Here is a 24,083-nt window from a genome sequence, read left to right as displayed (position 1 = left end):
ACCGCCTCCCAGCCCCTCTCACCCAGCCCCCTCCCACCCAGCACCCTCCCACCCAGCACCCTCGGAAGAACACGGAGCACGGCAATGAACCAGCCGATCATCGAGACCGCCGCGGTGCGGCTCGACGCCGACCTCGGCGCCACCAAACAGGAGGTGATCCGGGCGCTGGCCCGGACCCTCGTCGACGCCGGCCGGGCCGACGATCACGACGCGCTCGTACGCGATCTGTTCGCCCGCGAGGACAAGGCGGCCACCGGTATGAAGGGCGGGATCGCGATCCCGCACTGCAAGTCCGAGGCGGTGTCCGAACCGAGCCTGGCCTTCGCGCGGCTCGACCCGCCCGTGGACTTCGGCGCCAAGGACGGGCCCGCCGACCTCGTGCTGATGATCGGCGCCCCCGCGGGCGGCGGCAAGGAGCACCTGAAGATCCTGGCCACCCTCGCCCGAAACCTGGTGCGCTCCGAGTTCGTGGACTCCCTCCGGTCGGCCGCCACGCCGGACGAGGCGGTCGCGGTCATCGAGGGCGTGCTCAGGCCGGAGGAGAAGACCTCGTCGTCGTCGTCCTCGACCCCCGGCTCGGCAGCGGGCGCGGCGCCGGCCCGGGTGGTCGCGGTGACCGCCTGCCCCACCGGCATCGCCCACACCTACATGGCCGCCGACTCGCTCGCCCAGGCCGCGGAGGCGCGCGGCGTCGAACTGCACGTGGAGACCCAGGGCTCGGCCGGGGCGACCCCCCTCGATGCGGCGGTGATCGAGGCCGCGGACGCGGTCGTGTTCGCCACGGACGTCGGGGTGCGCGACCGCGGCCGGTTCGCCGGCAAACCCGTCGTCGAGTACGGGGTCAAGAAGGCCATCGACGCGCCCGACCAGGTCCTCGACGAGGCGCTGGCCGCGGCCCAGGACCCCCGGGCACGGCGCGTGTCGGCGGACTCCGGCGCCGCCGACGGCGGCTCCGGCTCGGGCGGGTCCGGCTCCGACGAGCACTGGGCTCGCGGTCTGCAGCGCGCCGTCATGACCGGTGTGTCGTACATGATCCCCTTCGTCGCCGCCGGCGGGCTCCTGCTCGCGCTGGGGTTCCTGTTCGCCGGGTACGACGTGGCGTTCGTGTGGGAGGAGCTCGCCACCGGGTTCTCACTCACCGACCTGCCCGGCGAGGTGTGGTACCTCGACGGTGAGATCGTGTCCGCCGGGACCGCCGGGGCCGAGGTCCTCACCCACTCCGGGCTGCGGCTCTACATGGGAGCCGTGCTGTTCGCGATCGGCCAGGCCGCGATGGGCTTCATGATCGCCGTCCTGTCGGGCTACATCGCCTACGGCCTGGCCGACCGTCCCGGCATCGCACCGGGCTTCGTAGGCGGCGCGCTGTCGGCGACCCTCGGCGCCGGGTTCATCGGCGCGCTCGTCACCGGCATCCTCGCCGGCTACCTCGTGCGGTGGATGACCACCTGGAAGACGCCGCGCTGGCTCGCCGGTCTCATGCCGGTGGTCCTCATCCCGCTCATCGGCTCGCTGGCGATCGGCCTGCTGATGTTCCTGCTGCTCGGCCGCCCGCTGGCCTCACTGACCTCCGCCATGGAGTCGTGGCTGGGTGGCATGACCGGCTCCTCGGTGATCCTGCTGGGCGTCATCCTGGGCCTGATGATGTGCTTCGACCTGGGCGGGCCGATCAACAAGGCGGCGTACACGTTCGCCACGGCCGGTCTGGTCGCCGACAACCCGGCGACGCTGCGGATCATGGCCGCGGTGATGGCCGCCGGCATGGTTCCGCCGCTCGCGATGGGCTTGGCGACCGTCGTGCGCAAGCGCCTGTTCAGCCCGGTGGAGCAGGAGAACGGCCGCGCCGCGTTCCTGCTGGGCGCCAGCTTCATCACCGAGGGGGCGATCCCGTTCGCCGCCGCCGACCCGCTCCGCGTCATCCCGTCGATGATGGCCGGTGGTGCTGTGACCGGTGCGCTCATCATGGCGTTCTCGGTCGAGTCGTACGCGCCCCACGGCGGGCTGTTCGTGGTGTTCGCCATCAACCCGGTCTGGGGCTACCTCCTGGCGATCCTCGCCGGCACCCTCGTCGCGTGCGCGGCCGTGGTGGTCGCCAAGACCACCCGCCGCGAGCCCACCCCGGCCCCGGCCGCGGCGGCACAGCCGGTCGCGGCCTGAGGCGCGAACCTGCACGATGACGGGGGAACCCCCCGGGCCACCCGAATACAACAGAGGAGTCACCATGCCCAGCACCACCGTCACCGTCGGATCGGCCGAGGGCCTCCACGCCCGCCCCGCGGGGATCATCGCCGAGGCCGCCGAGAAGTACGAGACCGACATCGAGATCGCCTACGACGACGAGGAGGCCGACGCCGCGTCCGCGATGCTCATCATGGCGCTCGGCGCCGAGAAGGGCGCCACGGTGACCGTCAGCGGAGAGGATGCCGACGCGGTGGCCGAGATCGCCGCGCTCATCGAGCAGGATCTCGACGCGGAATGACCGTCCTGGTCGTGGGATCCGGCGGGTATCTCGGTTCGCGCCTGGTACCCGCCCTGCTCGACCGCGGTCACCGCGTCCGGGCCGGCGTCACGGACCCCGGCCGTGCCGCGACGCACCCCTGGTCCGATCGGGTCGAGAAGGTGCGGTGCGACGTCGTCGACCCGGCGAGTCTCGCGGCGGCCCTCGACGGGGTCGACGAGGTGGTCTACCTGGTCCACCGGATGGGCGGCGGTGCCGACTTCCGCCGCGAGGACGCCGAGGGCGCGGAGGCGATGCGCCGGGCGATGGCCGCCGCCGGCACGGAGCGATGTGTCTACGTCTCCGGACTGGCCCCCTCGGGGGATGACCGACTGCCGCTCTCGCAACACATGGCGTCGCGGCTCGAGGTGGAATCGCTGCTCTCGGCCGGGCCCACGCCCGTGTTCACGCTGCGGGCCGGGGTGATCCTGGGCGCGGGCTCGACGAGTTTCGAGGTCCTCCGCACGCTCTGCGAGCTGCTCCCCGTCCAGCCCGTGCCCCGATGGATGCGACACCGGAGGGTCGAGCCCGTCGCCGAGCGGGACGTCGTGGAGGCCGTGTGTCACGCCCTGGACGGAGAGCCCCGCACCGGCCACGCGGACCTCGGCTGCGGGGAGGCCCTGACCTACCCCGCGCTGCTCGCGCGCTACTCCCGCATCGCCGGGCTGCCGACGGTGCGCCTCCCCGTGCCCGGGGTGCCGTGGGACCTCGTCGCCGCCGGACTGGCACCCCTGGTCGATCAGGACGGGGCGACGGTCAGCGCGCTGATCGAGAGCCTGCAACACGACATGGTGGTCGGCGATCCCGCCGCGGACCTGTTCCCGGAGGGGTGGCGGATGACCGGGGTCGACGACGCGATCCAGGTCGCGCTCGCGGACGCCGCAGGTTAGGTGGGATGTCCAGCGCGGCCACCGCCGATGCGACATCCGCCCACCCGCTTAGGTAACCTCGATCACAACTGACACTCGTCAATCCGCGAGAGTCTCGAGATCGAGGCCCGAGACGACCGCCCGAGGAAACAAAGAGGTCGCGCATCATGACGTCGCGTATCGCCACCCCGCCGGTCGCCCCGGGCCGTGAGGCCCTGTTCCGTCCCCTCGAGGTCCGGTCACTCCACCTGGCCAATCGCCTCGTCATGTCCCCCATGACGCGCATGGGATGCCCCGACGGCCTGCCGGACGAGGTCAATCGCGACTACTACGCCGACCGTGCCGCAGGCGGAACCGGGCTCGTCGTCACCGAGGGCATCGGCGTCGACCACCCGACCTCGGTCGACCATTCGTGGATCCCCCGCCTCGACACGCCGGAATCCGTATCGGCTTGGCGTGTGGTCACCGACGCCGTCCACGCCGCCGGCGGCCGGATCATCGCCCAGCTCTGGCACGTCGGCCCGCTCTGGGGCGCGAACGCCCGCTTCGACCGGGCCCACCGCGACCGGCTGATGGAGATGCACCCCATGCGCCCGTCCGGCCGGTGGGGAACCCCGGGCGTCACCACGTACTCCGAGCGCAGCGTCGCCCGCTGGTCGCCCGAGGTGCCGCCGATGACCGACACCGACATCTCCGAGGTCATCGACGCGTTCGCCCGCTCCGCGCGCCTGGCGATGGACGCCGGTTTCGACGGCGTGACGCTGCACGGCGGCCACGGGTATCTGCTCGACGCGTTCGTCTGGGCCGACACCAACCGCCGCACCGACGACTGGGGCGGCGACCTGGCCGCACGCAGTCGCTTCCCCGCCGCGGTCGTGTCCGCCGTCCGCGCCGCGATCGGCCCCGACGCGCCGCTGTTCTACCGCTTCTCCCAGCACACCCAACAGGACTACACGGTCCGCAAGGCGACCACTCCCGACGAACTGGGCGTCTACCTGGGCGCACTCGCCGAGGCCGGGGTCGATCTGCTCGACGCCTCGACCAGGCGGTTCAGCGACGCGGCATTCCCCGACCTGGGAGGTGACGACGGCGAGGTGACCCTGGCCGGATGGGCCCGCCGGCTCACCGGCCTGCCGTCCGGCGCCGTGGGCGGGGTGGGGATCGGGACGTCCCTGCGCGAGCAGAAGTCGGGCAAGCCGGCCATCGCCGCGGACAACATCGATGCGGTCGTGGAGTGCATGGAGCGCGGCGAGTTCGACCTCATCTCCGTGGGTCGTCTCCATTTGGCGGATCCGTCGATCGCCGAGGTCCTGCGCACGGCCGGGCCACTGCCGGAGTTCGTGCGCGAGGTCCACGAGATGCCGTTGCGCTCCCCCGCCTGACCTGCCGCGCCCCGACCGGGTCCGTGAGCTGCCGCTGCGCGACCGACCCTGGCCGGGCCGCCGAAACGGGACTAACCTTCGGCCATGACCGTCACCGACGAACTGCTCGAGGCCGCCAAGGCCTACCAGGCCGACTTCGACAAGGGCGACCTGCCCATGCCGCCCGGGCGGAAGATCGCCGTGGTGGCCTGCATGGACGCCCGTCTCAACCCGTACGGCCTGCTGGGCCTGACCGAGGGCGACGCGCACGTCATCCGCAACGCCGGCGGGGTCGTCACCGACGACGTCCTGCGCTCGCTGACGATCAGCCAGCGTCTCCTGGGTACCGAGGAGATCGTCCTGATCCACCACACGGACTGCGGGATGCTCACCTTCCGCGACGACGACCTCAAGGACCGGATCGAATCCGACACCGGCCTGCGGCCCCGCTGGGCGCCGGAGTCGTTCCCCGAGCCGGAGGCCGACGTGCGCCAGTCGATCGCCCGCGCCGAGTCCGATCCGTTCCTGCTCCACGCCACCGCCGTCCGCGGCTTCGTCTACGACGTCGGCACCGGCGAACTGCGCGAGGTCGAGCGCGACTGACGACACGCCACGGGAACTCGGTACGGCCGAGATCGGGCAAGTTCAATATTCGTCCACTTTTGGTCGAGCCTCCCCCTCCAACCCGATCGGAGCCCCCGCCGTGTCCGCACCAAGTCACGCGTCCGCACCCACCCGCACCGTGAATCCGTTTCGCGTCGCGTTGTTGATCGGCGGCCTCATCGCCGCCGGTTTCGGCATCGCGGTCCTGTTCTGGCCCGTGAAGACCGCCCTCGCAGTGACCGGGCTGCTCGCCGTGTACGCGATCGTCTCCGGAATCGTGTACATCGCGGTCGCGGTCATCGCCGGATGGCAGAGCACGGGTAGCAGGATCGGGCATGCGCTCCTCGGCCTACTGTTCGTCATCGCCGGCGCCTACGCGTTCGCTTCGCTGGAGGAATCCGCTGTCTTCCTCGCCCTGTTCGTCAGCGTCATGGTCGGCGTCATGTGGATCGTCGAGGGCTTCACCGCACTGTTCACCCTCGGCGAGACCGGTTCCACCTCGGTGACGATCCTCTTCGCGATCATCTCCGTCCTCGCCGGGTTCGCGCTGCTCAGCACCCCGGTGTGGGGCGCGGGGTTCCTCTGGTGGCTCTTCGCGATCTCCCTCGTCGTCCTCGGCGTCCTCAACGTGGCCCGCGCTTTCCCGCTTAGGGGCTGACGGCCGGACCACCCAAACCCGCCTCCCCGCACGCGGGCACCCCGGGAGATGTTCCAGAGACCGGTAGCGCACCGGTCGAGCCCAGTGCGGATCGCTGTTAACCTCGGCCCCGGCGCACCGGTTGTGACCCGGATCGCCTCATCACCCCGACGAAAGGACTCCCCTGCAATGGGTTCAGACGCTCTCGGTTCCCTCGGTTCTCTCGCGGCGGGCTCCCTCGCCGCCCCGCTCCTTGGTTCGCTCGGTCTCGGCTCCCTTCTCCAGGGGGCCGGCAGTGACATCGGCAGCGCGACCGACTCCCTGACCGGGCTGTTGCCCACGGACCTCCTCGGCGGCTTCTCCTGACCCGGACGGGATACACGAAAGACCCCGGGACGCAGTTCTTCGTCCCGGGGTCTTCTGTGTCTCGCGCCGGAGATCGGCGTCACGACGGCGTCAGGTGTGTGCGCCCTCGGCCTGCTGCTCGTCGGAGTACATGGACGTCTTGCTGGTCTCGGGGGCGAGGACCAGCGAGATGATGGTGAGCACGCTCAGGCCGACCAGGTAGTAGCCGACGTAGGCGACCGAGTAGGTCTGCACCAGCCACACCGCGACGAACGGGGTCAGCGCCGCGCCCAGGATCGCGGAGAAGTTGTACGCCACTCCCGAGCCCGTGTAGCGCGTGTGGGTGGGGAACAACTCGGGAAGCACCGCGGACATCGGCCCGAAGGTCAGCCCCATGAGCATCATGCCGACGCACAGGAAGAGCAGCATCCGCACCACGTCGAGGTCCTCGCCCGTACCCATCGCGTCCGGGTCGAGCCACCAGCCGAAGCTCAGGCCGAACAGGATGATGGCGGCGGTGACGCCGATGAGCATCCGACGACGCCCGAGGACGTCGGCCAACCAACCGGCGATCGGGACGAACGCGGCGAACAGCAGGATCGCGATCACCTGGATGATGAGGAACGACTGGTAGCCGTAGCCGAGCCCGCCGGCGTCCGCGCCACCGATCGCGAACGACAGGATCCACGTGGTCATCAGGTAGAACAGGCCGTACGTGGCCAGCATGATGAACGTACCGAGGATGATCTCCCACCAGTTGCGGCGGAAGACCTCGGAGACCGGGGTCTTGACCCGCTCGTTGTTGGCGATCGCCCGGGCGAAGACCGGCGTCTCCTCGATGCGGAGCCGGACGTAGAGGCCGACGGCGACCATCACGATCGACAACAGGAACGGCAGGCGCCATCCCCACACCAGGAACGGGTCGCCCAGTTCCGCAGCGGTGGAATCGTAGGAGAACCAGATCGTGAGCAGCAGGAAGATGCCGTTGGCCAGGATGAAGCCGAACGGGGCGCCGAGCTGCGGCCACATGGCGGCGAACGCACGCTTGCCCGGCTGCGCCGTCTCGGAGGCCAGGAGCGCCGCACCCGACCACTCGCCACCCAGGCCGATGCCCTGGAAGAAGCGCAGGATCGTCAGCATCGCCGGCGCCCAGAGACCGATCTGGTGGATCGTCGGCAGCAGGCCGATGAGGAACGTCGCGATACCCATGGTCAGCAGCGCGCCGACGAGGGTGACCTTCCGGCCGAGACGGTCCCCGTAGTGACCGAAGACGATGGACCCGAGCGGCCGCGCGATGAACGCCGTACCGAAGGTGGCCATCGAGGCCAGCAGAGCGGTGCCGGAGTCACCGCCTGCGAAGAACAGCAGCGGGAAGACCGACACCGCGGCCGTCGCGAAGATGTAGAAGTCGTAGAACTCGATCGTGGTCCCGATGAGCGAGGCGAGGATGATCCGGCGCCGGGGCACCGGCTCGGCCGAGATCGTCTCGGGGACCGCGGTACCCGTCCCGTGGGGCCCTGTGGACCCGTCCGGCGTTGCCATGTTCCTCCTAGGACGTCTGAACGGCGCAATTACTGTCGACCACCGACCGTCGACCGCGACAAGCGTAGGCGGCCAGGTGATGTGGGTCACCCTGACCGGTGGTGGCTGTGCACGTGGCACAGCTCAGCTCGTCGATTTTCGCGATCGCTGCGCACGGTGTCCAATCCCTTCCCCGCCGCGGGGCGTGACGGGGGTGGCGCGGGTGATGCCGTGCGCCGGGTCAGCGCGTCCGGTAGTGGGAGTACGCGGTCCCGCCGGCGAAGACGCGATGGGCGGCGAGCTCCAGGTCCAGCGTCGTGTCCGGGGGCAGCGCGCGCAGTCCGCCGCCCACGACCCTGGGGACGACGAACAACCGGAGATCCGAGACCAGCCCCGCGCGGATCGCCGCGCCGGCCGTGGTGGGTCCGAAGATCTCCACCTCGCCCGGTGCCTCGTCGACTATGCGGCGCAGTGTGTCCAGGTCGAGTCGCGGGACCAGGCGATCACGATCGGACACGAGGTCGTTCGCGGTCATCGTCGAGGACACCACGGTGCGCGGGATCGCCTTCCACCGCTCCGCGAACTCGTGCTCGTCGGGGCTCCACGAGTCGTCCTCCGGTGGGGACAGCCAGTACTCCATCAGCTTGTACGTCCGCCGTCCGAGCACCTCGTGGACGACGGGCCCCAGGCGTTCCACGTGGAACCGGAACACCTCGCCGCTCGGGGCGGACCAGTTGAAGTCGCCACTCGCGTCCGCGGCGTACCCGTCGACCGAGACGGTCGCGGTGTAGGTCAGCGTGCCCATGGCCGTCCTCCAGCCCTTGTCCATGATGTGGGCGGTCGTGATGAGGGCAGTGTAGTGCCGTGCCCAGGTTCCAGACTGAGCGTTTCCCGCGATTCGGTGTCCGGGGCCCGCGACGGCGTCGGGTCAGTCGGACACCGCGCGGTCGGCGTCCCGACGCTCCCGCTCCTGCGCCTCGGCGATGGCCTGACGTGCGTAGACCCACCGGGCGGTGGAGTTCAGGTGCGAGCGGTGGTCACCGATGTGCAGCCCCCAGGACAGCAGGGTGATGACGCGGTTCCGGAAGCCGATGAGGAAGGCCAGGTGCACCACCAGCCACAGAACCCAGGCGAGGAAGCCGTGGAGCTCGAGCGGCCCGATCTTGGCCACCGCGCTGTAGCGCGACACCGTCGCCATCGACCCCTTGTCGAAGTACTTGAACGGCGGGCGCTCGGACGGGGACCGTCCCCCCTCGACCTCGCGGACGATCTGCTTGGCGACGTATTTGCCGCCCTGGATCGCGACGGGGGAGACGCCCGGCAGGTTGTCGAGGTTGATCATGTCGCCGATCACGAAGATCTCCGGGTGCCCGGGCAACGAGAGATCGGGATTCACCAGGACGCGGCCCGCCCGGTCCACCTCGGCGCTGGTCTGGTCGGCGAGCATCTGGCCCAGTGGGCTCGCCTGGACGCCGGCCGACCAGATCTTGCAGGTCGAGTCGATCCGGCGGAGCGATCCGTCGGGGTCCTTGACCTCGATTCCGCTGTAGTCCACATCGGTCACCATGGCGTTGAGCTGGACCTCCACACCCAGTTCCTCCAGCCGCCTGCGGGCCGCGTTGCCGAGCTTCGGCCCGAAGGGCGGCAGGACGGCGGGGGCGGCATCGATGAGGATGATGCGGGCCCGGCCCGGGTCGATCCGGCGGAAGCTGTTCTTCAGGGTCCGCTGCGCCAGCTCCGCGATCTGTCCGGCCATCTCCACGCCCGTGGGACCGGCGCCGACCACCACGAACGTCAGGAGGCGACGACGTTCCGCGTCGTCCTCGGTCACCTCGGCCTGTTCGAAGCAGCCCATGATCCTGCTCCGCAGTTCCAGGGCGTCATCGATGGACTTCATGCCGGGAGCCCAGCGCTCGAAGTGGTCGTTCCCGAAATAGGACTGGTTCGCGCCGGCGGCGACGACAAGGTTGTCGTACTCCAGTTCGAAGTCCACGTGCCCGGCGGCCGCGTGGACGGTCCGCGCGGCCACGTCGATCCGGTCCACCTCACCGAGGGCGACCGTGGCGTTCTCCTGATCGCGGAGGACCAACCGGGTGGAGGGCGCGATCTCCCCGACCGACAGGATTCCGGTCGCCACCTGGTACAGCAGGGGCTGGAAGAGATGGTGGCCGGTCCTGGCGACCAGGGTGACGTCCACGTCCGCCTTGTCGAGGGCGCGGGCGGCGGCGAGGCCTCCGAAACCCGACCCGATGATGACGACGCGGTGGCGACGATCCGCCGGGGCCTGAGCACCCGTCACCGGATGAGAGTTCATGGTCATGGCGCCTCCTCGACCCACTACTGTCCGGGTTCCGAGCCCCGCGGGGCCCACTCCCGCCGATCCTAGACCGCCCGACCGGGCCGGGGTCCCGAGCCGCCGAACCGTGCCGGACCGGAGTCAGACCCAGTCCGCGAGCGTCGGCGCGTATCGGCGGAGCACGCGGGTCACGATTAGCAGGATCACCACGAGGATCCCGACCCACAGGACGGTCAGACACCAGCCCGCGAGGACGTCGCTGGGGAAGTGGACCCCCAGGTAGACGCGGGACGCGCCAACCGCGAGGACGTAGACCACCGCCACCGCGAGCGCGGCCCACCGGTACCGGCTGCCCCAGGTCAGGACGACCAGCGGCGCCGCGAGCGACATCGACCCCATCGCGTGCCCACTGGGGAAGGAGAAGGTGTTCTCCGCCGACAGGTGCTCCCAGAAATCCGGGCGCGATCGCTCGAAGGCCGGCTTGAGGGCGACGTTGAGCCTGGACGACCCGTACACCGCGGCCAGCACGAGGAAGGCGCCCCCGAATCTGCGCAGGACGCACAGCAGCAGCGCGATCACGACGGAGGCCGCGAGCACGAACTGTCCGCCGAGGTAGCTCGCGGTCTCCGCCGCGGCCGTGAGCCAGGGCGTCGTCGCCCCGTGCACCCACATCATCACCGGCCGGTCCATGGAGACGGTCTCGTCGTCGGAGACGGCGAACGCCAGCCCGGCGAAGACCGCCAGGAGGACCAGGAGGAACCCGGCGCCCGCCGCCGGTGCCCTCCACCGGGACGCCCCGGGGGAGGGCCGGGGGTCGCCGTCGTCGATGGTCATCGCCCCAGCGTAGGGACGCGCACCGGGAAAATCAGGAAAAACTACTGCCGGGCGCCGCGGTGGTGACCGCTCCGTCGACCAGGTGGACCTGCGCGTCGCACCGGGCCGCCATCGTGGCATCGTGTGTGACGAGCATGAGCGCCACGTCGAGCTCACGCGCGGTACCGAGCAGGAGGTCCATGACGACCCGACCGGACGCGGAGTCCAGCGCACTCGTCGGTTCGTCGGCGAGCAGGAGCGACGGCCCGCTCATCAGGGCGCGCGCCACGGCCACCCGCTGCCGCTGCCCGCCGGACAGCGCCCCGACCGACCGGTCCGCGGCGTCACCCAGTCCCACCACGCCGAGCAGCTCGTCGGCGCGCTCGCGGGCGTGGAGCCGTCGGGCGCGGGACGGCCGCGACCCCAGCCACACCATGGCCTCGAGCTGTTCCCGGGCCGTGAGCGACTCGATGAGGTTGGCCTGCTGGAACACGATGCCGATCTCTCGTCGACGCAGCTCGGCCCCCCGGCGCGCGTCCACCGCGGCCAGGTCCACCGCCCCGTCCACGGTCTCCAGCCACACGTGCCCGGAGTCCGGTCGGGCGAGCGTGGCGGCGACGGCGAGCAGGCTCGACTTCCCCGATCCCGAGGGGCCGGTCACCGCGAGGCTGCGGCCCCGCCCGATCGAGAGCGAGACGTCGTCGACGGCGGTGACCGTGCCGTGGCCGTCGGGGAAGGTCAGGACGACGTTCTCCATCCGCAGTGCGGTCGGGACGGGCGCGGTGGTCACGGGGGCATCGTGGAGGGCGGTACGGGTCAGGGCGGTACGGGGCATGGCGGTTCTCCTGGTGGTGGGTCGCGGTGAGGACGCGGGGGTCGACGACGACGACGAGGTGAGGCAGGTGCCGGACTCGGAGCCGGTCATCGGGCCGCCCCCAGTGCCGAGTTGGGGTCGGCGGTCAGCACGGGCCGCAGTGAGACGGCGGCGCCCGCGAGGCCGAGCACGGCGAGCAGTGCGGCCGGCACGAGGGTGGTCGCGGCCGAGACGACGAACGGCACGGTGCCGCCGACCGCCAGGCCGACCAGGGCGGCGATGCCGACCCCGCCCACGACGCCCACGGCCAGGACGACCGCGGCCTGGCCGACCGAGTCGCGGACGACCGCGGCGGTGGACGCCCCGAGCGCCTTGAGCACGGCGACGTCACGTCGGCGCTGCATCCCCCAGACGGCGAAGAACGCGCCCACGACCAGCGCGGTGACGGCGAGGAGCATGGTGGTCATCGTGCTCAGCGAGGTGTTCTCGGCCCGGTGCGAGGGCAGTGCCCCGACGAGTCCGTCGGCCTCGACCAGCGTGAGGCCGGCGTCGGCGGCGACGGCCTCCGGGTCGGCGTCCGCCGCCACGGCCACGGTGGTGGCGGCCCCGCCGCGCGGAGCGAGCGAGTGCCAGGTGTCGAGGTCGGTGACGACGACGGGGGTGTGCGAATGCCAGAGATCACCGGTGTGTCCGGCGACCGCCAACGCGCTGCCCCCGAGGCTGATAACGCCGACGTCGGCGCCCACCTCGTCGTCGACACCGTCGGAGACCAGGACCTCCCCCGGCGCCGGTGGCGCCACCGATCCCACCTCGTCGGCCAGTCCCACGGCGACGACGGAGACGCCGGTTTCGGTGCCGTCGTCCAGGGTGATCCGGGCGAGTCCCACCGGGACGGCCGACGGGTCCCCGGCGGCAACGGTGGCCACCTGGTCGGCGGTGAGTGCGGCGCGGTCGAGGTCGACGGCGCCGGAGTCGTCGGCGGGGAGGACGAAGCCGGAGCCGTCCGAACCGAGCGCGCGGAGCGCGGACACGCTCTGGTGCGCCAGCCCGGCGGTCAGGCCGAGTAGGCCCGCCACCAGGACGGACAGCATCAGTACGACGCCCGTGATGAGGGCGAAGCGCCACCGCGCCGTGCGGAGCTCGCGGAGTGCGAAGAACATTGGGTCCCTTTCGTGGGGTCTGCCTGTCGTGGAGGTCTGCCTCCAGGCTCGTCCCGCCGACGCCGCACCGGATCGGCCACGAGGGTGGTTCCGCGGCGACGAACGGTGGGGCCGGCCTCCATCGTTCGATGGATGCCGGGTGCCCCACCGGGGACTAGCGTCGACCGGGTGATCCCCGCGCCCGCGTCCGCCGCCGCGCCTGCCCCTGCGCCGACCACCGCCGCCGAGCTCCCGCCGGAGTCGGCGGGGGTGCGTGCGGTGTTCGCGCAGCTCGAGGTGGCACTGCACACGTTGGTGGCCGCGCTGCTGGCCCTCACGTTGGTCAGCGCGCACCGGGACACCTCCGGCATGCCCGATCCGCCGGCGGTCGCCGCCGCGGTGGGGTTCACGGTCGTGTACGTCGCGGGGACGGTGTGGGCGCGCCGCCGCCCGACGACCACTGCCGTCCGGGTCGGTTGGCTGGTCGCGGTCCTGGCGTTGTGGGCGTGCCTGGTGATCCGGGTTCCCGAGGCCGCCTACCTGGCGTTTCCTCTGTTCTTCCTGGTCCAGTTCCTGCTCGGCGTGTGGGCGGGCACCGCGGCGGTGGCGGCGCTGGCCGCCGTGGCGGTCGTCGCCCTGGGCCTGCATCACGGGTTCACTCCCGCCGGGGTCATCGGCCCGACGGTGGGAGCGCTCGTGGCCCTCGGTCTGGGCGCCGGTGTGCGGGCACTGCACCGCGAGTCCCAGGCCCGGCGGGAGGTGATCGCCGAGCTCGTGGCCACCCGCTCGGCGCTCGCCGCGCGGGAACGGGAGGTGGGCCGGGAGGCCGAGCGCGCACGGTTGGCCGGGGAGATCCACGACACCGTCGCGCAGGGGCTCGCGAGCATCGGGATGCTGTTGCACGCGGCCGAGCGCACCGCGCCCTCGAGCCCCGCCGTCGACCAGATCCGTCTGGCCCGCGAGGTGGCGGGTGAGAACCTCACCGAGACGCGCAGGCTCATCGCCGCCCTGCGGCCCACGCCGCTCGACGGCGTGTCGCTGGCCGGGGCGCTGGGCCGTGTGGCTGCGAGGTGCCGGGCCGAGAATCCCGGGCTCGAGGTGTCCGTCGCGACGGAGTACGCGGGCGAGAACGCCGGCGAGCACGCCACCGAGCCCTCCAGCGAGCCCTCCACCGAGCCGCCGGCGGAGCTCGCCGCGGTGCTCGTCCGGGTGGCGCAGGAGGCCCTGACGAACGCGGTGCGGCACGGTGCGCCGCAGCGGATCACACTGACCCTGTCCGGCTCCCCCACCGCCGTGGTCCTGGAGATCGCCGACGACGGCCACGGCTTCGACGTCGCCGCCCCGCGCACCGCTGCCTCGTTCGGACTCGACGGCATGGCGCGGCGGGTGGGCGACCTGGGCGGGCGGTTCCAGGTCGACTCCGAGCCGGGGTCGGGCACGGTGGTCCGTGCCGAGCTGCCGGTGCGGGAGACGGCGCCGGGGACCCGGTTGAGAGACGAGAGATGACGACGACGAGGACGCGTGTCCTGATCGCGGACGATCACGCGGTGGTGCGAACCGGGCTGCGTGCACTGCTCGCCGCCGATCCCGCGATCGAGGTGGTCGCCGAGGCGGCGGCGGCCGGCGCTGCCGTGGAGCGGTGCCGGATCGGGGACGTGGACGTGGTGTTGATGGACCTGCGGTTCGCGGGGGATGCCACCGCCGGTGTGCTGGCCACCGCCGCGATCCGCGACCTGGCCGACCCCCCGCAGGTGTTGGTGCTGACGAGCCACGACACTGACGCGGACATTATCGGCGCCATCGAGGCCGGGGCCTGCGGTTATCTGCTCAAGGACGCCGGCCCTGACGAGCTGTTGGGCGCGGTGCGCGCTGCCGCTGCCGGCGAGAGCGCGCTGTCCCCCACTGTCGCCGCGAGGCTGATCAGCCGGATGCGCGACCCGCGGCCGGTGCTGACCGAGCGGGAGGCGGAGGTCCTGCGCGCCGTCGCCACCGGGGCGACCAATCGGCAGGCCGCCGCGTCACTCCACGTATCGGAGGCGACGGTCAAGACCCACCTCGTCCACGTCTTCGACAAGCTCGGCGTCACCTCCCGGACCGCGGCGGTGGCGCGGGCGCGTGAACTAGGACTGGTGTGAGGGTCTCGTACATGCGGATCGCCACGGCGGCCGCCGACACCGCGCTGACCGCGGCGGCGGCCCACACCGCGGCGTGCATTCCCATGGCGTCGGCGACGATCCCCCCGAAAACCGCGCCGACCGCGTATCCCAGATCGCGCCACACGCGGTAGACCCCGACGGCTCGTCCCCGCCACACGGGGTGGGCCACGTCGCCGATCGCCGCCAACAGCGTGGGATAGACCATCGCGGTCCCGGCTCCCAGGATCACGGTCCCGACCGCCCACGTGCTGAATCCACTGCCGAGCGCGATGACGACCAGCGCGACCGCCTGGGTGGCCATTCCCACCGAGATCAGGTGCTTGCGGCCGATCCGGTCCGAGAGCGCGCCGGTGAACAGCTGTCCCACGCCCCAGACGGCGGGGTAGAGCGCGAACAGGAGCCCGATCTGCCCCACGGACAGACCCGCGGTGGCGAACAACAGGGGGAACAGTCCCCAGGACAGCCCGAAGTTGAGGTTGTTGACGAGCCCGGCCTGGCTGGCCGAGGACAGAGCCGGTTCCTTGAAGCTGGTCTGGATCGCGATCTCGCGGTCCGTCATGTCGGCGTGGAGATGGTCGTGCAGTCCGTCGGGGCGGGCGGTGTGCCGCCCCGCGTCCACCAGGGCGTGATCGCGGGTCTCGCGGACGAAGATCCCGGACAGCACCAGGGCCAGGGCCGTATAGGCCACTCCGACCAGGAACGGCGCCGGTCGCAGACCGTACTGCCCGGCCAGGTAGCCGGCGAGCAGCGAGGTCACCGCGACCGCGCCGTATCCTGCCGCCTCGTTGAGCCCCATCGCCAGACCACGCTGTCGCGGCCCGACGAGGTCGATCTTCATGACCACGGTCGTGGACCAGGTCAGGCCCTGGTTGATGCCCAGCAGGATGTTCGCGGCCACCACCCAGCCCCACTCGGGCGCCCAGATGAGCATGAGCGGGACCGGGATGGCGAAGAGCCACCCGACCAACAGGACGGGTTTGCGTCCGTATCGATCCGAGAATGTCCCGGCGAAGTAGTTCGCGATCGCCTTGGTGACACCGAAGGCCGCGACGTAGGTGAAGATGAAGGTGTAGCCGGTCAGGCCGAAGACGTCCGTCGCCAGCAGGGGCAGCACGGTCTGCTGCTGTCCCACCATGCCGCCGACCAGCGCATTGATCGCCACCAGCAGCGTGAACTGGGCGGCGTTGGCCTCGAGACCGAGTACGGGTGCGCGTTCGGTGGGCATGCTCCCCTTTCATGACTGAGTCCGCTGTGTGGTCAGCCCACGGCGCACTATACCCCAGCGGGTATTGATCCTGCCGGTTTCGCCAACTGTACACAGTTGACTACAGTCAAGCTGCACACACTTGACTACAGCGGCGAGGTCAGTGCTTGTCCCGCCTCGCCCCGCACCCACATCGGAGGATCATATGACCGGAAACCGTCCCGAGATCGCGGCCACACCCGGCACTGATCGCGCGAGCCGCCTGGCAGGAAAGACCGCGATCGTCACCGGAGGCGGACAGGGCGTGGGCCGCGGGATCTCGCTCGGCTTGGCCGAGTCAGGCGCCTCGGTCCTGCTGGTCGGGCGGACGGTGGAGAAGCTCGAGAAGGTCGCCGAGGAGATTCGCGCGATCGGCGGTGCGGCCGAATGCCTGCCGGTCAACATCACCGCGGAGGGCGCACCCGAGGCGATCGTGGACGCAGCGGTCACGCATTTCGGAGGGGTCGACATCCTCGTCAACAACGCGAACATGGCCCGGCCCCTGCCACTGTCCGACTACCCCGACGACGGTTTTCGCAAGGCCTTCGAGTCCGGCCCCCGCGTGTCGCTCACGCTGATGAAGCTGACCCGCCCTCTCATGGCGCAGAGGGGCGGTGGGGTGATCATCAACCTGGTGACCTCGGCAGCCGTCCGGTGGGATCCCTCCAACTACGGCATCTACGGAGCCGTGAAGGAGAGCATGCGCGCCCTCACACGGGCCGCCACGTACGAATGGGCCGGCGACGGAATCCGCGCTCTCAACGTCGCTCCGCATGCCCACAGTCCCGGGCTGGACTGGTGGATGGACAACAACCCCGAGGAAGCCGCCGAGTTCCTCTCCGCCATCCCCGCCGGCCGCGTGGGTGACCCGGTGACCGACATCGGCCGCCCGGTCGCCTGGCTCTGCTCGGCGGAGGCCTCGTACCTGAGCGGAGCGACCATCCCGCTCGACGGGGGCCAATCCCGCTGGGGCTGACCACCGCCCTCCCCCAGCCGCATCACCGGACCACCGCACCACCGACCGCTGCACCAGCGGAACACCAACTGTCAGTTCGATCAGGAGCACAAACGATGTCCCAGAATGCGCAACTTGCCGAGCTGTCCCGAGCCGGGGTGTCGGTCTGGCTCGACGACCTGTCCCGGGACCTCATCTCCTCCGGACGCCTCGCGGAACTGGTGGAGACCCGGTCCGTGGTCGGGGTGACGACGAACCCGGCGATCTTCCACGCCGCGCTGACGAGCGGGACGGCGTACGACCAGCAGGTCAGCCACCTCCGAGGCCGAGGTCATGAGGTGGACGCCGTGATCCAGGCCGTCACCACCGACGATGTCCGTGCCGCCTGCGACATCCTGGCGCCGGTGTACGAGCGAACCGGGACAGTAGACGGGCGAGTATCGATCGAGGTCGATCCGCGACTGGCTCACGATGCCGAGGCCACGGTGGCACAGGCAAAGGAGCTGTGGCAGATCGTGGACCGACCCAACCTGCTGATCAAGATTCCGGCCACCACGGCCGGGCTGGAGGCGATCAGTCGGGTGCTGGCCGAAGGCATCAGCGTGAACGTCACACTGATCTTCTCCGTCGAGCGCTACACACAGGTCGTTCAGTCCTACCTGGACGGTCTGGACGCCGCCGCCCTGGCCGGCCACGACCTGTCGTCCATCCACTCCGTGGCGTCGTTCTTCGTCTCGCGGGTCGATACCGAGGTCGATGCCAGACTCGAGGCCATCGGCACACCGGCAGCGCTGGCTCTGAAGGGCCAGGCCGCGCTGGCCAATGCCTGGCTGGCCTACGCCGAGTATCAGCAGCACTTCGAGAGCTCCGACCGGTTCCGGAGCCTGGCCGGCCGCGGCGCCCGACCGCAGCGGCCGCTGTGGGCGTCAACCGGCGTGAAGGACACGCGGTACAGCGACACCCTGTATGTCAGTGAGTTGGTCGCACCGGCGACGGTCAACACGATGCCGGCGGCGACCATGGAGTCGTTCGCCGTCCACGGAGTCATTTCTTCGGAATCGAGCACCACAAGGTTTGCCGAGCCTGCAGCGCTGTTCGAGGCGCTCGGTGAGGTCGGGATCGACATGAATGACGTCTTCGCTCAGCTTGAGCGCGAGGGCGTCGCCAAGTTCGACACGGCCTGGAACGAACTGATCACAGCGATGGGCGCACAACTAGCGTCCCGGTGACGACGCGCGCGTTCTAGCCTGCCGCAGGTCGGAGGTCTGCGCGATGGGCACGCCTCCGCGGCGGATGCGACGGGCCCCGCAGGAGCAGGACTCGTGGACGACGCCGCTAGTTCGCTACCGGACCCCGTCTCAGTGGAAGGTGCCGGTCACCCAGGGTGCGCCGATCAGGTGTGGCGCCCGCACCACGCAGTAGGCCAAAACAACTGTGACGCCGGTACAGGCAGCGGCCAACATTCTGTCCATGCCGGCGCCCGCACGGATTCGCAGTGGTCCCGGTAGGCGGAAGTTCCACCATCGCTCGCCTCCGATACTGACGACGCCGCCGAGTAGAGGCACGCCCCGCTTGGTGATCACGTCGCCGAGGATGTGCATCGCGACACCGGCAGTGACCGCTGCGCCGAGCGCGGCGCTGCCGACCGAAGCCGGCAGCGCAAACCACGCTGCTACTGCAAGCGCCAACGAGAGCCCGGTGACGTAGATCCAATCCTGCTTCTTGGCCCAGTTCGGTGCCAGGCCGCGTATGGCCAGGCCAAGCATGAAGAACAGCACCCCGATAGCGCCGTTCTTACCGAACGCCGAGACGAGGGCGGCCGTGCCGGCGCCCGCAAGAAGTGCGAACCACAACGTGTGGGTCGCGGTGCGGTGCCCGTTGCTGATCCGGGCGTCCTTGCGCGTCATCGTCAGGTCGTAGATGGTCTTCGAGACCCGCTCCGTGATGTGAGCGAGGGCCCTCGAGGCCAGCCCGAAGCTGCGGGCCAGCGTGCTCTGCGGTGTGTCGAGATCCGGGAGAAGCGCCGCTCCGGCGGTGACACCCGCAAACACGAGCACCTCCGTGGGTGAGGTGGCCCCACCCCATTCGACTGGGAGGAAGGCCCCGATAGCCAACCCCGCGCCGGCGCCGCTCATCGCGTGCGTAGGTCCCATCACCATGTGCAGCGCACCTTACTGTCCACCGAGGCTCGCCCCCGGATACGGACCGGGCCCCCTGGACCAGAGCGACCGCACCGACGATGGATCTCGCCAACCGTGCGCTGAACGCCCAGCGGCAATTCACTGACACCGTAGCGTCGGGCTGACAACCTGTTTCCACAACCGACGACGAGAGCTACAGCCCCCGCGCCATATCCACGAACCGCGAGTAGTGCAGCTGGTGCGCCACCGTGATCGTGGACGTGGGACCACCGCGGTGCTTACCCAGGATCAGGTCCGCCTCGCCGGCCCGAGGGTCGTCGCGCTCGGAGGCGTCCGGGCGGTGCAGCAGCATGACGATGTCGGCGTCCTGCTCCAGTGAGCCGGACTCACGCAGGTCGGACACCTGGGGACGCTTGTCGGTTCGCTGCTCGGGGCCACGGTTCAGCTGGGAGATCGCGATCAATGGGACGTCGATCTCCTTGGCCAACAGCTTGAGCTGACGAGAGAACTCGGAGACCTCCTGCTGACGGGACTCCACCTTCTTGCCCGACGACATCAGCTGCAGGTAGTCCACCACGATCAGCCGCAGGTCGTGCTTCTGCTTGAGCCGGCGGGCCTTGGCGCGGATCTCCATCATCGTCATGTTGGGCGAGTCATCGATGAACAGCGGCGCCTCGGAGATCTCCCCCATGCGCCGGGCCATCCGGGTCCAGTCCTCATCGCTCATCTTGCCCGACTTCATATCGGACAACTTCACGCGTGCCTCGGCACTCATGAGGCGCATGACGATCTCCGTGCGGCTCATCTCCAGCGAGAACACCACCGAGGAGAGCCCGTGCTTGATGGAACAGGACCGCATGATGTCCAGGCCGATGGTCGAGTTGTGCGTGGGGATCGCGGTGGGCCCGGCCAGATACAGGTGATCGGCGGCGGCGACCTCGATGCACCTGACCGGGACGCTCTCCGCACTGCGCACGTCGGTGATGAGCCGGGCCGCCCGGCCGGAGCCGGGATTCTCGGGGACGACGATGCCGAAGTCGCAGACCAGCATTAGGGTGTCGAGTGACTTGGTGGTGACGACCTGCTCGGTGCCGCCCATTTCGATACGCCACTCGTGCTCGGCGTCGGCGACCAGCTCGGTGCCGTCGTTGAACCGCACTGTGAAGCACGGGCGGTCCTGCCACACCTCGGTCACGGCGACGACCTCGGTGGGCTGCCCGTCGGCATCCAGCACCCGGTCCCCCACGGCGACCTCGCCCATGGTGGTCTGCCCGTCGGGCGTGGGCAGGACGGTGTCGAGGGCCAGCGCCTTACCCACGCCGGGGCGGGCGGCGATGATGATCATCTGGCCACCGTGCAGACCGTTGGTCACGGCGTCCAGGTCGGCGAATCCGGTGGGCACACCCTGGGCGAGCCCACCAGCGGTGTGGATCGCGTCGATCTCGTCCATCGTGGGCTGCAGCAGCTCCTCGATGATCACGAAGTCCTCGGTGGTGCGCCGCTCGGTGACCTCGAAGATCTCCGCCTGGGCGCGGTCCACCACCTCGGCGACGTCCGCGCCCTCGGACCCCGAGTAGCCGAACTGCACGATCCGGGTGCCGGCGTCGACCAGGCGACGCAGCACCGCCTTCTCCGCGACGATCTGCGCGTAGTACCCGGCGTTGGCCGCGGTGGGGACGGTGGAGATGAGCGTGTGCAGGTAAGGGGCACCGCCGGCACGGCGGAGGTCGCCCCGGCGGTCGAGCTCGGCGGCCACGGTGACGGCGTCTGCCGGCTCACCGCGTGCGTACAGGTCGAGGATGACGTCGTAGATCGCCTGGTGCGCGGGCTTGTAGAAGTCGCCCGGCTGGATCTCCTCCACCACGTCCGCGATGGCGTCCTTGCTCAACAGCATCCCGCCGAGCACGGACTGCTCGGCGGTGAGGTCCTGCGGCGGGGTGCGGCCGAACTCCCCGCCGCCACCTTCATCCGGCGGAGGCGGCATCTCGCCGGGACCGCTGAATCCCCCCTGCGCCATGACCGCTCCTCTCCGCTGTAGAACTCGTACCGCCACCGACCCCGATCAGGCACCGACCCGAACGGGCACCGACCCTGAACAGGCGCCGAGCGACCCCTCCACTGTAGGTCACCGGACCGACACGCCCGGCGCCCCGCCCACCCGGTTATCCACAGGTTTGTCCACATTTGCGAGAGAGCACCTGTGGACAACTGTGAATGGATGTGGGTTACGCAGGGCCGATGGGCGTATCACTGTGGACAACCGGTGGAAACCGCTGGCCACTTTCAGCAAAACCGCAGGTCACCATCATCGTCGCAGGTCGCGGCGCCGGTGGAGAACGGCGCTTACCACGTCACAAACAGGGACACAATGGATAACGAAAGATGAACGGCACTGATCCGAGAACCGTCCGGACCCTAGGCATTACAACTAGATATCCACAGGCCGTCCACAAAAGCGAGGGCCCCGACCGTCACTGTGACGATCGGGGCCCTTCGCGGTGAATCAGGCGGGGACGACCTCGACCGCGACGCGCGCGGTGGTGTCGTGACCCAGGTCGACGACGACGCTGTGGGCGCCGGTCGACTTGATGTGCTCCTTGGGCATCTCGACGGCACGCTTGTCGAGAGTCGGTCCGCCCGCGGCCTTGATGGCGGAGGCGACATCGCCCGCGGTGACCGAGCCGAACAGCTTGCCGGTGTCCGAGGTCTTGACCGCGACCTTGACGTCGGCCAGCGACTCGAGCTTCTGCTTGAGCTCGTTGGCGTGGTCCGAGTCGCGCACCTCACGAGCCTCCTGGGCCCGCTTGATGGAGTCGACCTGGCGCTCGGCGCCACGGGTGGCCACGATGGCCAGCCCGCGCGGGAGCAGGAAGTTACGACCGTATCCGCCCTTGACCTCGACGATGTCGCCCGGCGCACCGAGCTTGTCGACGTCGGCGGTGAGGATCAGCTTCATGATCCGTCTACCTTTCTTTCCTCCGACGGACCCGACCTGGGCCGGGATGTCGCGAGGTCATGTCTCATGCTTATGGGGTGGGACGCGGGTGGCGCCCCGGGGAATTCGACGCGCTCTAGAACGGGGGCTCGTCGTCCATGCCACCGAAGCCACCGGAACCGCCGGCCTGCGGGGCGCTGCCCCACGGGTCGTCGTTCTGCTGACCACGGCCCTGGCCGCCGCCGTAACCGCCCTGCGGCTGACCGCCACCCTGGAAGCCGCCGCCCTGCTGGCCGCCACCCTGGAAACCGCCGCCCTGCTGGCCGCCGCCCCCGCCGCCTTCACGGTTGGTGCGGGTCACCTTGGCGGTGGCGTACTTGAGCGACGGGCCGACCTCGTCGACCTCCACCTCGTAGACGGTGCGCTTCTCGCCCTCACGGGTTTCATACGACCGCTGGCGCAGCCGACCGTTGACGATGACGCGCATGCCCTTCTGGAGCGACTCGGCGACGTTCTCCGCCGCCTGCCGCCAGACGTTGCAGGTGAGGAACAGGCCTTCGCCGTCCTCCCACTGGTTGGTCTGCGAATTGAAGCGACGTGGCGTGGAGGCGATCCGGAAGTTCGCCACCGCGGCACCCGACGGCGTGAACCGCAGCTCGGGGTCCGCGACGATGTTCCCGACCACTGTGATAGGGGTGTCGCCCTGTGCCATGCGCTTGTCCTCCGTGTTGAAGCCGGCGTATTACAGCCTGAGGTGGATGGTGATCGAAGGCCGACCGACCGCGCCCAGATTACCGGTGCGGTCGGACACTCCGGGTCACTTGTCGGCGCGGAGCACCTTGGTGCGGAGAACGTTCTCGTTCAGACCGAGCTGACGATCCAGCTCCTTGACCGCGTCCGGCTCGGACTTGATCTGCGCGACGGCGTAGATGCCCTCGGTCTGCTTGTTGATCTCGTAGGCGAAGCGGCGCTTCCCCCAGACATCGACCTTGTCGACCGATCCGCCCTCTTGCCGGATCACGTTGAGGAACGTGTCCAGCGACGGCGCCACGGTGCGCTCGTCGAGACTGGGATCGAGGATGACCATCACTTCGTATTGACGCATGGGACCTCATCACCTCCTGTGGACTACAGATTCGGCCACGGTGTCTCCGTGGCAGGAGGGTCGTTGCGTCAGCAACCGCTCAAGGCTACCCCGGTGACCTCGGCAGACGAAATCCCCGTCGGCGGCGGCAGCGCCGTCGCACGGGCGCGCCACCCCCTCACAGGTCGTCGAGTCTGACGTAGCCGTCCTCCACCGCTCGCAGCAGCAACCGGACCTTGGTCCGCGCGGGCCGGCCGACGGCGTCGTACTTGGAGCGCACCCGCTGGATGTAGGTGCTGACGGTGGAGTCGGCCAGGAACAGCCGCTCGGTGACCTCGCGCTTGCTGTCCGAGGCGAGCCAGGCGATGAGGACCTCGACCTCCCGGTCACTGAGGTCCGGACGGGCCGCGGCGGGGCGGAAAGGAATCGTGGCGGTCATGGCGCCCTCTCGTTCGATGAGTTCCGATTCATTCTGGCGACGGCCGGTCACGGCGTGAACTTCCCCCGAATTGTCAGTACAAGTCCGTACGGATGCGTCCTACGATCGTATGAAACCCCAGCACATGACCTCCGAATCCCTTCCGTACGCCGGCCGCTCGGCCGTACGATGTTGACCGTGCACACCCCCCGCGAGCCCGTCGAGGGCGCAGTTGGACGATCAGCTCCTTCTCAGATTC

24 protein-coding genes are annotated in these 24,083 nt (G+C 70.0%); 11 read left to right on the top strand and 13 right to left on the bottom strand.

From position 1 onward, the window contains the following. The first annotated feature begins 84 nt into the window (after positions 1 to 84). The 7 genes from AC3DEV_RS10975 to AC3DEV_RS10945 all read left to right on the top strand — a co-directional run bounded on the left by AC3DEV_RS10975 (position 85) and on the right by AC3DEV_RS10945 (position 6,330). Complete coding sequence (locus tag AC3DEV_RS10975) at positions 85 to 2,154, top strand: PTS fructose transporter subunit IIABC (RefSeq protein ID WP_488372118.1); 2,070 nt, start codon at positions 85 to 87, stop codon at positions 2,152 to 2,154. A 64-nt stretch (positions 2,155 to 2,218) separates the two neighbouring features. Then, positions 2,219 to 2,476: an HPr family phosphocarrier protein gene (locus AC3DEV_RS10970; protein WP_096906493.1), complete on the top strand. Its 258-nt coding sequence runs from the start codon at positions 2,219 to 2,221 to the stop codon at positions 2,474 to 2,476. Continuing rightward, positions 2,473 to 3,384: an NAD(P)H-binding protein gene (locus AC3DEV_RS10965; RefSeq protein WP_488372117.1), complete on the top strand. Its 912-nt coding sequence runs from the start codon at positions 2,473 to 2,475 to the stop codon at positions 3,382 to 3,384. The genes AC3DEV_RS10970 and AC3DEV_RS10965 overlap by 4 nt, the downstream gene beginning before the upstream one ends. 146 nt (positions 3,385 to 3,530) lie before the next feature. Further along, positions 3,531 to 4,745 (top strand): oxidoreductase, encoded by a 1,215-nt coding sequence (locus tag AC3DEV_RS10960; RefSeq protein ID WP_488372115.1) that lies wholly within the window; start codon positions 3,531 to 3,533, stop codon positions 4,743 to 4,745. Positions 4,746 to 4,829: 84 nt separating this feature from the next. Continuing rightward, positions 4,830 to 5,327: a beta-class carbonic anhydrase gene (locus AC3DEV_RS10955; protein WP_488372114.1), complete on the top strand. Its 498-nt coding sequence runs from the start codon at positions 4,830 to 4,832 to the stop codon at positions 5,325 to 5,327. Positions 5,328 to 5,466: 139 nt separating this feature from the next. After that, entirely contained in the window at positions 5,467 to 5,985 is a 519-nt protein-coding gene (locus AC3DEV_RS10950) for an HdeD family acid-resistance protein (RefSeq protein WP_488372113.1), read from the top strand. Between the two features lie 168 nt (positions 5,986 to 6,153). Beyond that, positions 6,154 to 6,330, top strand: a complete 177-nt coding sequence (locus AC3DEV_RS10945) for a hypothetical protein (protein ID WP_317469498.1) — start codon at positions 6,154 to 6,156, stop codon at positions 6,328 to 6,330. A gap of 90 nt (positions 6,331 to 6,420) precedes the next feature. Here AC3DEV_RS10945 and AC3DEV_RS10940 read toward each other — a convergent pair whose 3' ends face one another. The 6 genes from AC3DEV_RS10940 to AC3DEV_RS10915 form a co-directional block, all read right to left on the bottom strand. Then, positions 6,421 to 7,851 (bottom strand): MFS transporter, encoded by a 1,431-nt coding sequence (locus tag AC3DEV_RS10940; protein WP_488372112.1) that lies wholly within the window; start codon positions 7,849 to 7,851, stop codon positions 6,421 to 6,423. A gap of 220 nt (positions 7,852 to 8,071) precedes the next feature. Beyond that, entirely contained in the window at positions 8,072 to 8,635 is a 564-nt protein-coding gene (locus tag AC3DEV_RS10935; protein WP_488372111.1) for a dihydrofolate reductase family protein, read from the bottom strand. Positions 8,636 to 8,758: 123 nt separating this feature from the next. Further along, a complete protein-coding gene (locus AC3DEV_RS10930) occupies positions 8,759 to 10,150 on the bottom strand; it encodes an NAD(P)/FAD-dependent oxidoreductase (protein WP_488372110.1) in 1,392 nt (463 codons plus the stop codon). A 117-nt stretch (positions 10,151 to 10,267) separates the two neighbouring features. Beyond that, entirely contained in the window at positions 10,268 to 10,960 is a 693-nt protein-coding gene (locus AC3DEV_RS10925) for a phosphatase PAP2 family protein (protein ID WP_488372109.1), read from the bottom strand. Between the two features lie 31 nt (positions 10,961 to 10,991). Continuing rightward, on the bottom strand, positions 10,992 to 11,696 hold the full coding sequence (locus AC3DEV_RS10920) for an ABC transporter ATP-binding protein (RefSeq protein WP_488372196.1): 705 nt from the start codon (positions 11,694 to 11,696) through the stop codon (positions 10,992 to 10,994). A 164-nt stretch (positions 11,697 to 11,860) separates the two neighbouring features. Beyond that, positions 11,861 to 12,913 carry an FtsX-like permease family protein gene (locus AC3DEV_RS10915; protein WP_132064123.1) on the bottom strand — a complete coding sequence of 351 codons (1,053 nt, stop codon included), beginning with the start codon at positions 12,911 to 12,913 and terminating at the stop codon, positions 11,861 to 11,863. Between the two features lie 168 nt (positions 12,914 to 13,081). Between AC3DEV_RS10915 and AC3DEV_RS10910 the strand changes: the two genes are divergently transcribed. Both AC3DEV_RS10910 and AC3DEV_RS10905 read left to right on the top strand, forming a co-directional pair. Continuing rightward, a complete protein-coding gene (locus AC3DEV_RS10910) occupies positions 13,082 to 14,398 on the top strand; it encodes a sensor histidine kinase (RefSeq protein WP_488372108.1) in 1,317 nt (438 codons plus the stop codon). Next, positions 14,395 to 15,027 carry a response regulator transcription factor gene (locus AC3DEV_RS10905; protein ID WP_067713118.1) on the top strand — a complete coding sequence of 211 codons (633 nt, stop codon included), beginning with the start codon at positions 14,395 to 14,397 and terminating at the stop codon, positions 15,025 to 15,027. The genes AC3DEV_RS10910 and AC3DEV_RS10905 overlap by 4 nt, the downstream gene beginning before the upstream one ends. Here the strand turns inward: AC3DEV_RS10905 and AC3DEV_RS10900 are convergent. After that, entirely contained in the window at positions 14,975 to 16,273 is a 1,299-nt protein-coding gene (locus tag AC3DEV_RS10900; protein WP_488372107.1) for an MFS transporter, read from the bottom strand. The two genes, AC3DEV_RS10905 and AC3DEV_RS10900, sit on opposite strands and share 53 nt — an antisense overlap. Positions 16,274 to 16,457: 184 nt before the next feature. On the opposite strand from AC3DEV_RS10900, the gene AC3DEV_RS10895 reads away from it, so the two are divergent. Both AC3DEV_RS10895 and tal read left to right on the top strand, forming a co-directional pair. Next, positions 16,458 to 17,267 carry an SDR family NAD(P)-dependent oxidoreductase gene (locus AC3DEV_RS10895; protein ID WP_488372106.1) on the top strand — a complete coding sequence of 270 codons (810 nt, stop codon included), beginning with the start codon at positions 16,458 to 16,460 and terminating at the stop codon, positions 17,265 to 17,267. A 95-nt stretch (positions 17,268 to 17,362) separates the two neighbouring features. Next, positions 17,363 to 18,475, top strand: coding sequence for a transaldolase (gene tal / locus AC3DEV_RS10890; protein WP_488372105.1), 1,113 nt, complete (start codon positions 17,363 to 17,365; stop codon positions 18,473 to 18,475). 129 nt (positions 18,476 to 18,604) lie between these two features. On the opposite strand, the gene AC3DEV_RS10885 is transcribed toward tal, so the two are convergent. The 6 genes from AC3DEV_RS10885 to AC3DEV_RS10860 all read right to left on the bottom strand — a co-directional run bounded on the left by AC3DEV_RS10885 (position 18,605) and on the right by AC3DEV_RS10860 (position 23,845). Then, positions 18,605 to 19,405 carry a metal-dependent hydrolase gene (locus tag AC3DEV_RS10885; RefSeq protein WP_488372104.1) on the bottom strand — a complete coding sequence of 267 codons (801 nt, stop codon included), beginning with the start codon at positions 19,403 to 19,405 and terminating at the stop codon, positions 18,605 to 18,607. A 175-nt stretch (positions 19,406 to 19,580) separates the two neighbouring features. Further along, positions 19,581 to 21,404 (bottom strand): replicative DNA helicase, encoded by a 1,824-nt coding sequence (gene dnaB / locus AC3DEV_RS10880; RefSeq protein ID WP_119192298.1) that lies wholly within the window; start codon positions 21,402 to 21,404, stop codon positions 19,581 to 19,583. A 486-nt stretch (positions 21,405 to 21,890) separates the two neighbouring features. Continuing rightward, positions 21,891 to 22,343, bottom strand: coding sequence for a 50S ribosomal protein L9 (gene rplI / locus AC3DEV_RS10875; protein ID WP_067720010.1), 453 nt, complete (start codon positions 22,341 to 22,343; stop codon positions 21,891 to 21,893). Between the two features lie 115 nt (positions 22,344 to 22,458). Further along, positions 22,459 to 23,034: a single-stranded DNA-binding protein gene (locus AC3DEV_RS10870; protein WP_067720013.1), complete on the bottom strand. Its 576-nt coding sequence runs from the start codon at positions 23,032 to 23,034 to the stop codon at positions 22,459 to 22,461. A gap of 105 nt (positions 23,035 to 23,139) precedes the next feature. Next, on the bottom strand, positions 23,140 to 23,427 hold the full coding sequence (gene rpsF / locus AC3DEV_RS10865; protein ID WP_067720016.1) for a 30S ribosomal protein S6: 288 nt from the start codon (positions 23,425 to 23,427) through the stop codon (positions 23,140 to 23,142). Positions 23,428 to 23,584: 157 nt separating this feature from the next. Next, the gene (locus AC3DEV_RS10860) at positions 23,585 to 23,845 is read right to left on the bottom strand and encodes a LuxR C-terminal-related transcriptional regulator (RefSeq protein WP_067720216.1); all 261 of its coding nucleotides are present in this window, start codon (positions 23,843 to 23,845) and stop codon (positions 23,585 to 23,587) included. Positions 23,846 to 24,083 lie beyond the last annotated feature (238 nt).

The sequence above is a fragment of the Dietzia sp. IBK-p2-15D genome (assembly GCF_057773105.1).
This window is presented reverse-complemented; position numbering and strand designations above follow the sequence as displayed.